This window comes from Burkholderia sp. CpTa8-5 (assembly GCF_017815045.1).
GTDB classification, from domain to species: Bacteria; Pseudomonadota; Gammaproteobacteria; order Burkholderiales; family Burkholderiaceae; genus Burkholderia; species Burkholderia sola.
In genome coordinates this window covers 1-8,656 of record NZ_JAGIQD010000053.1, presented here as the reverse complement: position 1 = coordinate 8,656, position 8,656 = coordinate 1, and the positions used below count along the sequence as shown (strand labels likewise).

Here is an 8,656-nt window from a genome sequence, read left to right as displayed (position 1 = left end):
CGTCGTGAACAGCGGTTCTTGCATCTCGTCCATTCCACGCATCGGCTTATCCGCTCAAGGTCATGAACACGATATCTTTAACGCACCGCCCGCAAAGCCCGTTTACACCGTTCCCAAATTCAACAGCCTGCTAGGCCGTGCGTTGCTACTGTTGCATCGTATTGTTCGTGCATTCAGCCTAACGAGTACTTCGTCTTTTCACGATGGGCAGCTCATTGCTCCAAGCACTTCACCGTCATTCGAGCATGTTCCAGTGCAGAGGCAATCGAAGGACTACTCGGTTCGACAAGGCCATTGGCGACGATCTTTAGGCATTCGTCGATCACTCTCACCGGAGCCCCCAATTTTCCCGACTCGTAGCGAGATAGACATGACTTATCGACCTTCAGACGCATCGCGAACTCCCTCTGCGTCGCGGCACCGCGCGCAAGTTTGATGAGCTCCTTTTGCGATCGTGGGAAACGTGACTCAATCATTTAGATGTAACTATAGCAATGAAATGCTATAATAGCATCACTCTCAGCCAAGAGTGCGCTAAGATGGAAGAGGGATATAGCTATGGCACGATCGGATCAAATCAAAGCGCTACTGCGCGCCCATGCGAGCGAAGATTCACCTCAGTTCTATGCCGTTGCGACGCAAGTTGCGGCGGATGAGGCTCGCCGCGGGCATACCCGGCTCGCCGCCGAACTTCGAGAGTTGATCGACGCGGCGAAGGTGAAAGCCAACAGTCCCCGGACCGTGCGGCCGACACCGCTCGCCCAGCCAAAAGGCGAGCTCGTCGATTTGCTTTCCGTGAAGTACCCATCGGACCGCCTGAGTCAGATGGTGTTGACCGACGATGTGCGAACCAAGCTCGATCGGATCTTGAGGGAGCAGCGTGAGGTTGAACGACTTAAAGCTCACGACCTGGCGCCGCGGCGAAAGATTCTTTTAGTTGGACGCCCCGGTACCGGTAAGACCATGACCGCGGGCGCGTTGGCCGGAGAGTTGCGGCTTCCCCTGTTCACTGTCCGCTTCGACAGCCTCATTACAAAGTTCATGGGTGAGAGCTCATCGAAGCTACGCCTTGTGTTTGATGCTCTAAAGCAAACTCGTGGCGTCTACTTTTTCGACGAGTTCGATTCGCTTGGGCTTCAGCGTGGCAGCCAGCACGACGTGGCTGAAATGCGCCGTACGCTCAATATGTTCTTGCAGTTGCTCGATCAAGATGACTCGGACAGCCTTATTCTGGCCGCCACTAATCACGCGAAAGATCTCGATGTTGCGCTTTTCCGTCGATTCGATGACGTCGTGCGCTATGCTGTACCGAACGCCGAGCAAATCGAGCAGTTGCTAAGGAATCGGCTTGCCAGCTATGTGGCTGTGTCGTTTAATTTTGAGCGTGTTACAAGTGCCGCCGAAGGTCAATCTCAAGCTGAAATTTCACGGGCCTGCATCGATACGATTAAAGACACCATTCTGAATGGCGAGGGAGTTGTGAGCGAAGATTCTGTTATCGCTCACTTGTCTGAGCGCGCACACAATCAGTTCCATGATTTTTAAGGCTTACTGTTTGAGTTAGTTGTACACTCGAGCATCTCGGTTCACTTGGTAAATCCGATATGCCCGAAACAAACCTTCCTCACCTGTTTGCAAACGGTTACAGCGAAACACGAGAGTACATCGCTCCGCCGGCGCGGGTAAATCTGCCCACAATGCCGCGCAACCGACGGGCACACGGCACGCGCCTCATCGGGCAATTGCAACGTCTGCGAGTTACCGCTGCCGCGATCGAGAGTAGGCGCGAGCAACTCGATCTTCCCCGGCGGCAGGCGGGGTTTTCGATAGCAATCGAGATTCGGCCAAAGGGCGCTCTTAATCCCACCTCGGTTGAGTGGAAGCGAGACGGAATCGAAGTCTTATCTTTCGTCGATGCCCGAGATCGGGACGTCCTCGTTGTATTCGTGCCCGACGGAAAACTTTCTGCATTCGAGAAGCGGGTAAACGAGTATCTCGAGAAAGATACTGAACATGAAAAACCCGCCCATATGGCACTTGTGAATGCGATCGAGCAATTTCGTGCCATCGCCTTCGGAGATCTTTGGACCTCACGCTCAGATCCTCCAGCGCCTGATGAACTTGCCTGGTACCAAGTTTGGCTTCGATCGAAAGGGCAGTCAGCCGGTGCCATCCGTGATGAATTCGCGGAAGAAGGGGAAAATTTCGGCATTATCGTTGAGCCAGGCTACGTCACCTTCCCGGGAAGAGTTGTCGTCGCAGTTCAAGCAACCCGAGATTCGCTCCAGGAAAGCGCCGAGCTTTTGGATCTCGTCGCCGAGTTTCGAAGCGTCGCACCCACTGCGGAGTTTTTCCTTGGAGAGTTGACGCCGGCGGACCAGGCCGAGTGGGGCCAAGATTTGGTTGGACGCATCGAATTTGGCGAGAACGCAGGAGAGACTCGCGTTGCCCTTCTCGATACCGGAGTGAATCGAGCACACCCGCTTCTTTCCGATGTCCTTGGCGAACAGGATCTGCACGCATACGACGAGACATGGGGACTTGCCGATCACGAGGGGCATGGCACCGAGATGGCCGGCATATCTGCCTACGGGAATCTGACCGAACTGTTGGCTTCCAACGAGCCTGTGCTCATCAATCACGTTCTCGAGTCGGCGAAGATACTTCCTCCCAACGGTGCAAATTCCCCCCATCTCTACGGCGCTATCGTCGCCAGGTCGGCCGAACTCTTGGAGGGTGCAGCAGAGACTGATCGCCGCGTGTTTGCGATGATGACCACCGCAATTGGAGATACAAGTGGCGACCCTTCAGAATGGTCCGCCACGATCGACCAGTTGGCATTTGGAAGGCCTTCAGTCGAGATCAACGTTGACGACGACGAGAACCCCGAGCCAATTCGTCAAAGACTTTTCGTGCTGGCTGCAGGTAACGTCCAGAGCAATGAATGGCACGAGTACCCCAATTCGAACGCAATTCGGTCGATCGAAGATCCGGCGCAGGCGTGGAACGCTATCGGCGTTGGCGCCTACACCACGCTTGCTGATATCAATGCGCATCAATATCCCGGGTATCAAGCTATCGCCGACGTAGGCGCGCTTGCGCCGAGTTCACGGACGTCTCTTACCTGGATCAATCAGTGGCCGTTCAAGCCCGATGTGGTGGCCGAGGGCGGTAATGGGTCCATTGACGGCACGAACACCGGGACCCCCGGCCCCGACTCGGTGCGCATGGTCACTACTGCTTCCCGGTTCCAACGATCTTTGTTCTGTGAGACCGGAGATACAAGCGCAGCGACAGCGGAGGTGGCACGATTGTGTGCGCAGATCTGGAGCCGCTATCCAGATTACTGGCCAGAAACAGTCAGAGCCCTTGTCATCCATGGCGCTCGGCACACGCCGGCCATGCGCGCAAATCTCAGTGTTCAACCGACGCAGCGAGACAAGCGAAATCTATTACGCACAGTCGGTTACGGTGCGATTCAGCCTACGTACTCCCTATCGTCGAGCGAGCAACGTGCGACTATCGTGTTAGAAGAAACGCTAACGCCGTTTCGAAAGGACGGTTCGATCAAGATGGGGAATCACAATATACATGAGCTCCCTTGGCCTTCAGACGAACTCCTCGAGCTTGAAGGACAGCAAGCGGAACTTCGCATCACGCTATCTTACTTTGTCGATCCGAATCCGAGCAAACGGGGCTGGAATAGCAAGTACAGATACCCCTCTTTCGGGTTGCGATTCTCCCTGAAAGGTGCAAGCGAAACCGACGAAGAGTTCCTGAGTCGAGTCAATTTGGCGGAGCGTGATGCAGATGACGAACAGAGGCATCCCGACCCCGACGTCGACGGTTGGACTCTGGGATCCCAGTTACGAACAAGAGGCAGTATCCATTCTGACGTGTGGACGGGCACCGCTGCTGCCCTCGCTGCGAAAGGGCAGATTGCCGTGTATCCGGTTGGCGGCTGGTGGAAGGACTGGAAAGACGCCGAACAATGGGACAACGAGGTCAGATATTCCCTCGTGGTATCGCTCGAACTGCCAGTCGACGTCGAAACGGATATTTATCAGCCGATCGCCCACGAGCTTGGGGTGCCGATTGACGTAGAGATCGACACTTCCGACGACGATTTCTAATCGTGACTGATCCGGCGGGGCGACGATTCGTTGCCACATGCAAACGGTCGCGCCCGCCTACCCTGTCGGCATATATCGTGAAACTTTCCCGTAACCGGCCTCGACTCTCCGAATCACCGACTGGCGCAGTTACCATTGCGCTCAGTTGATCAATGTGCTGATCTGAAATAGCGTCATTATTTGGCGCATACCCATTCTTAAATTAGTACGCAATCCGAATCACTTTCCTTCGTTGAGCATCCATTGGCAGCACATTGAAAACGCCAATCTGATACCTCCTTGATGATGACTCGGGCGACATCGCCGAGAAAAGCCATCACCGGACTCCTCAAAGCTACAGCAATGATTTCCCCTCCCGAGACGCTGGGCGCCTTTTCCGCAGAAGTTCCACGGCAACCGAGAGCAGACATGCTAGCTATTGAATCAAGAAATTAATAGCTTTGATCAAATATTGCGAAAGAGACCACCTTTTTTGCCAACCTACACACAGCTCGGCCCCCATCCCGCCCCCAATAATCCCCTTGACGCCCTATCTTTCGATATATATCTTTAGATATGTTTTACGACACATGGGACACGATCATGCGACACAACCCCTCCCGCGGCCATGCCCGATGCGACGGTCATGGTGCGCATGCCCGCCCTGACTGGTTCGCCGGTCTCTGGTACGCGATCGGCCGCCACCGTCGCGGCGGCCACGATGGATTTGGTGGCAACCCGTTCGGCGGCCGGGGCGGGCGCGGCGGCTTTGGCGATTTCGGCGACGACGCGATGCCGCGCGGCCGCCAGTTCAGCTCCGACGATCTCCAGCTGCTGCTGCTCGCGCTGGTGGCCGAACAACCGAGCCACGGCTACGAACTGATCAAGGCGCTCGACACGCGCTCGAACGGTTTCTACAGCCCGAGCCCCGGCATGGTGTATCCGGCGCTCACGTATCTCGACGAAGTCGGCTTCGTCGCGTCGCAGGCGGAAGGCAACCGCAAGCGCTATGCGCTGACCGACGCCGGCCGCGTGCATCTCGACGCCCAGCGCGAAAGAGTCGACACGCTGTTCGCGCGCCTCACGCACCTCGCTCGCAAGATGGAATTCATGCGCCGCGCGTTCGCCGGGGAATCGGCGGGCGCCGACGCGCACGACGAATCGCAAGCCGGCTGGCTGCCTGAATTCGTCGAGGCGCGTCTCGCGCTCAAGCGCGCGCTGCTGCACAAGAGCGCCGCCGATGCCGACGAACAGCGCCGCATCGCGGCCATCATGCGCCGCGCGACGGCTGAAATCGAAGGCGGCGCCGGCGCGTGATCCGCGCCGCCCCGTCACCACCCAAGGAGAACGGATCGATGCAGAACACGTCCGAACGCACCGTCACCCGCGTGCGCCACACCCTCAAGTTCCGCCTGCTGCAGGTGCTGCGCGTGCATACCGTGACGCCGCACCTGCTGCGTGTCACGCTCGGCGGCCCCGATCTCGCGGATTTCGAATCCGCGTCGTTCGACGATCACGTGAAGGTCTTTTTCCCGCCGCCCGGCGCGGAACGGCCCGCGCTGCCGACGCTCGGCCCGAACGGCCCCGAATTTCCGGAAGGCGAACCGAAGCCGGTCGCGCGCGACTTCACGCCGCGCCGCTTCGATCGCGCCGCCGGAGAACTCGATCTGGAATTCGTGCTGAACCATCCCGGCCCCGCATCGCAGTGGGCCGCGCAAGCGCGTGTCGGCCAATGGCTCGGCATCGGCGGCCCGCGCGGTTCGTTCGTGGTCCCGACCGATTTCGACTGGCATTTGCTGATCGGCGACGATACGGCGCTGCCGGCCATCGCACGACGCCTCGAGGAACTGCCGGCCGGTGCGCGCGCGGCGGTCGTGCTGGAAGTCGCGGATCGCACCGCGCAGATCTCGTTCGAGACGCGCGCCGACGTGCATGAAATCTGGCGCTTCCGCGCCGAAGCCGACACGGCGAACGGCGACACGCTGCTGAACGCCGTCCGCGATCTGCCGCTGCCGCCGTCCGGCGACGGCTACGTGTGGGCAGCCGGCGAAGCACTGTCGATGCGCGCGGTGCGCCAGCACCTGACCGGCGAACGCGGCATCGACAAGTCGCGCATCCGCGCGGCGGCCTACTGGAAGCGCGGCGCGGCGGCCGTGCACGAAACGCTGGAAGACTGAGCGGGGGCGCCCGGTTGCCGGGCGGTTGCAACAATCGTGGCGCCCGCGCAGCAGCGGGCTTGGCACCGGCATCGCGGCTGGTATATATCTATGTCTGCGCGCCGCTGTCGGGCGACAGCCGCCGCAGCCCGCCCAGGAGCGCCCGGTCATGACAAAAGAAAGCCACGCTTCGCCTTTCCTTCGCCACCTGAAGATCGCCGGTTATTGCGGCCTCGCCGCGGTCGTCGTCGCGCTGTTCGTCGCGATGTGCGCGATCCTCACGGAAAGCGCCCTCGACCGCGATACCGCGCGGCATCCGGCCGATACACCCGAGCTGCGCGACGCGGGTGGCGGTCCATCCGCCTCGGCCGAATCGGCCCGCACACCGGGCTCGTCCGGCTGACGGCGTCCTGCCGGTTTCCTTCCGCTTACGGCGCCTGCCGGCGCCCCATTACGACCGCATGCACCGAATCGCCGAGCCGTTCGAGCAGCGCGGTCACGCGGTGCCCGTACAGGTGTGCGGCCAGCGCGCCGACCGTGCCGACCAGCACGCCGCCCGCCATGTCGAACGGCCAGTGCACGCCCGCATAGACGCGCCCCCATGCGATCGCAACAGCCATCGCGGCCATCACGAAACCGGTGACCCGCGTCGTGCCGCCGAGCAGCAGGCCGACCGCCATGCTCCACGCGAACGTCATGTGATCGCTCGGAAACGAGCTGTCCGGCGCATGCGGAATCAACTGCGTGCCGACGCCGGCCATGAACGGGCGCGGCGAGAACCAGACATGCCCGAGCGCCTGCGCGAGCACGAGCGCCACGCAGACGCCGACGCCGGCTTCGATCGCCTGGCGCCGCGCGGGGCGCGCACCGAAGATCCAGGTCAGCAGCAGCATCGCGGGCAGCGCATAGACGAGCCAGTCGGCGGCGAAGATCGCGAGGCGGGCAACGCCCGGGTGCGGCGCAACCCCGGCGTTGATGGCGGAAAAGAGGGCGAGATTGAGGTTCTGCATGAATCCGGTTGCGTGAGGCATGAATGATCGGCCAGTGGCCCGGCCAGAGACGAACGATGCTAGGACGTGACCGCTTAGGCGGTGCTTAAGGCGGCAGCCGCCCAGACGAGGACCGCGCGGCGAACGCACTTAGAACCTGCACTGCAACACAAGTTCACACAATTGTCATATTCCCACGCCGGGCTTCCCGCAAAAGCTCACCCTGCTTCCCGTAAAGACTCACCTTTTTCACATGATGGCGTCATCGACGCGTGCGACGCTGACGCGGCCGGGTGCCGACACCGCCGTTTCACACCGTTCATCTCAATATTTACGCCGCAAATAATTCGAAATCGGCAACAATTAATTCCATATGCGGCATCGCACAACGGCAACGCACAGGCATACGATTACGACCACTCATCCACGAAGCGATCAACAACAAGGAGTCCGCATGAAACCCAGCGATGTCCGATCGAAAGCGTTTGCGATGCCGTTGACCAGCCCTGCGTTCCCGATGGGCCCGTACCGTTTCGTCGATCGTGAGTTTCTTATCATCACGTACCGCACCGATCCGGACCGCCTTCGTGAAATCGTCCCCGAGCCGCTGCAAATCACCGAGCCGCTCGTGCATTACGAATTCATCCGCATGGCCGATTCGACCGGCTTCGGCGATTACACCGAAAGCGGCCAGGTGATCCCCGTCGAATACGACGGCCAGCCGGGCGGCTATACGCTCGCGATGTATCTCGACGATCACCCGCCGATCGCCGGCGGCCGCGAGCTGTGGGGTTTCCCGAAGAAGCTCGCGTCGCCCACGCTGCACGTGAACACCGACCACCTCCTCGGCACGCTCGACTACGGCAAGGTGCGCGTCGCGACCGGCACGATGGGCTACAAGCACAAGGAACTCGACATCGACGAGCAGACGAAACGGCTCGCCGGCCCCAATTTCCTGCTGAAGATCATCCCGCACGTCGACGGCACCGCGCGCGTATGCGAACTGGTGCGCTATTACATGCAGGACATCAAGATGAAGGGCGCATGGACGGGCCCGGCATCGCTCGAACTGGCGCCGCACGCGCTCGCGCCGGTGGCCGACCTGCCCGTGCTCGAGATCGTCGAAGCCCGGCACATCGTCGCAGATTTGACATTGGGCCTCGGCGAAGTCGTCTACGATTATCTGGCCCAGTAACACGTCCGCACTCCTTTCTCCCTGTCAATCCTTTCACCACGGGAATTCGAACATGAGCAACCTGAATGGCAAGACCGCAGTCGTCACGGGCGCCGCGAGCGGCATCGGCAAGGAAATCGCGCTGGAACTGGCCAAGGCAGGCGCGGCCGTCGCGATCGCCGACCTGAACCAGGACGGCGCGAACGCGGTCGCCGACGAGATCGT

General features: G+C 60.1%; 8 protein-coding genes. 7 read left to right on the top strand and 1 reads right to left on the bottom strand.

Going from position 1 to position 8,656, the window contains the following annotated elements:
• Positions 1–558 precede the first annotated feature (558 nt).
• The 5 genes from J8I35_RS34070 to J8I35_RS34050 all read left to right on the top strand — a co-directional run bounded on the left by J8I35_RS34070 (position 559) and on the right by J8I35_RS34050 (position 6,671).
• Positions 559–1,545, top strand: coding sequence for an ATP-binding protein (locus J8I35_RS34070; RefSeq protein WP_175858909.1), 987 nt, complete (start codon positions 559–561; stop codon positions 1,543–1,545).
• 59 nt (positions 1,546–1,604) lie between these two features.
• Positions 1,605–4,133, top strand: a complete 2,529-nt coding sequence (locus J8I35_RS34065; protein WP_209929354.1) for a S8 family peptidase — start codon at positions 1,605–1,607, stop codon at positions 4,131–4,133.
• A gap of 582 nt (positions 4,134–4,715) precedes the next feature.
• Positions 4,716–5,429, top strand: coding sequence for a PadR family transcriptional regulator (locus J8I35_RS34060; protein WP_209929353.1), 714 nt, complete (start codon positions 4,716–4,718; stop codon positions 5,427–5,429).
• A gap of 38 nt (positions 5,430–5,467) precedes the next feature.
• The gene (locus tag J8I35_RS34055) at positions 5,468–6,289 is read left to right on the top strand and encodes a siderophore-interacting protein (protein WP_209929352.1); all 822 of its coding nucleotides are present in this window, start codon (positions 5,468–5,470) and stop codon (positions 6,287–6,289) included.
• A gap of 148 nt (positions 6,290–6,437) precedes the next feature.
• Entirely contained in the window at positions 6,438–6,671 is a 234-nt protein-coding gene (locus tag J8I35_RS34050) for a hypothetical protein (RefSeq protein ID WP_050017222.1), read from the top strand.
• Between the two features lie 25 nt (positions 6,672–6,696).
• On the opposite strand, the gene J8I35_RS34045 is transcribed toward J8I35_RS34050, so the two are convergent.
• Complete coding sequence (locus J8I35_RS34045; protein ID WP_175973624.1) at positions 6,697–7,278, bottom strand: phosphatase PAP2 family protein; 582 nt, start codon at positions 7,276–7,278, stop codon at positions 6,697–6,699.
• A gap of 433 nt (positions 7,279–7,711) precedes the next feature.
• Between J8I35_RS34045 and J8I35_RS34040 the strand changes: the two genes are divergently transcribed.
• Positions 7,712–8,452: an acetoacetate decarboxylase gene (locus tag J8I35_RS34040; RefSeq protein ID WP_050017224.1), complete on the top strand. Its 741-nt coding sequence runs from the start codon at positions 7,712–7,714 to the stop codon at positions 8,450–8,452.
• Positions 8,453–8,504: 52 nt separating this feature from the next.
• Positions 8,505–8,656, top strand: a 152-nt coding sequence (locus J8I35_RS34035; RefSeq protein ID WP_124639920.1) for an SDR family NAD(P)-dependent oxidoreductase, incomplete at its 3' end; no start/stop codon positions are given.